Below are 1,152 nucleotides of genomic sequence, written 5' to 3'. Positions count from 1 at the left end.
GATCGAAAAAGCCGGTCTCAAGACCCTGGAAGTGCCTCTGGACTACGTCCTGGGCCGCACTACCGCCAAGGCCATCGTGCATCCGGCAACCGGCGAAATCCTGGCAGAGTGCAACACCGAGCTGAACACCGAGATCCTGGCAAAAATCGYCAAGGCTCAGGTTGTTCGCATCGAAACTCTGTACACCAACGATATCGACTGCGGTCCGTTCGTCTCCGACACACTGAAGATCGACTCCACCAGCAACCAATTGGAAGCGCTGGTCGAGATCTATCGCATGATGCGTCCAGGCGAGCCGCCAACCAAAGACGCTGCCGAGACTCTTTTCAATAACCTGTTCTTCAGCCCTGAGCGCTATGACCTGTCTGCGGTCGGCCGGATGAAGTTCAACCGTCGTATCGGTCGTACCGAGATCGAAGGTTCGGGTGTGCTGTGCAAAGAAGACATCGTCGCGGTACTGAAGACTCTGGTCGACATCCGTAACGGCAAAGGCATCGTCGATGACATCGACCACTTGGGTAACCGTCGTGTTCGCTGCGTAGGCGAAATGGCCGAGAACCAGTTCCGCGTTGGCCTGGTACGTGTTGAGCGTGCGGTCAAAGAGCGTCTGTCGATGGCTGAAAGCGAAGGCCTGATGCCGCAAGACCTGATCAACGCCAAGCCAGTGGCTGCGGCGGTGAAAGAGTTCTTCGGTTCCAGCCAGCTGTCCCAGTTCATGGACCAGAACAACCCGCTGTCCGAGATCACCCACAAGCGTCGTGTGTCTGCACTCGGCCCTGGCGGTTTGACTCGTGAGCGTGCTGGCTTTGAAGTTCGAGACGTACACCCGACTCACTACGGTCGTGTATGCCCGATTGAAACGCCGGAAGGTCCGAACATCGGCCTGATCAACTCCCTGGCCGCTTATGCGCGCACCAACCAGTACGGCTTCCTCGAGAGCCCGTACCGTGTGGTGAAAGACGCTCTGGTCACCGACGAGATCGTGTTCCTGTCCGCCATCGAAGAAGCTGATCACGTGATCGCTCAGGCTTCGGCCACGATGAACGACAAGAAAATGCTGATCGACGAACTGGTAGCTGTTCGTCACTTGAACGAGTTCACCGTCAAGGCGCCGGAAGACGTCACCTTGATGGACGTATCGCCGAAGCAGGT

General features: G+C 57.3%; 1 pseudogene. It reads left to right on the top strand.

Going from position 1 to position 1,152, the window contains the following annotated elements:
* Window positions 1-1,152 (top strand): annotated as a pseudogene (rpoB, locus tag AC1DRJ_RS28825) (DNA-directed RNA polymerase subunit beta); the annotation flags it as partial.

The sequence above is a fragment of the Pseudomonas sp. P5_B2 genome, from assembly GCF_056400445.1.
The sequence above is the reverse complement of the archived record's forward strand: the minus strand, read 5'-3'. Positions and strand labels throughout refer to the sequence as shown.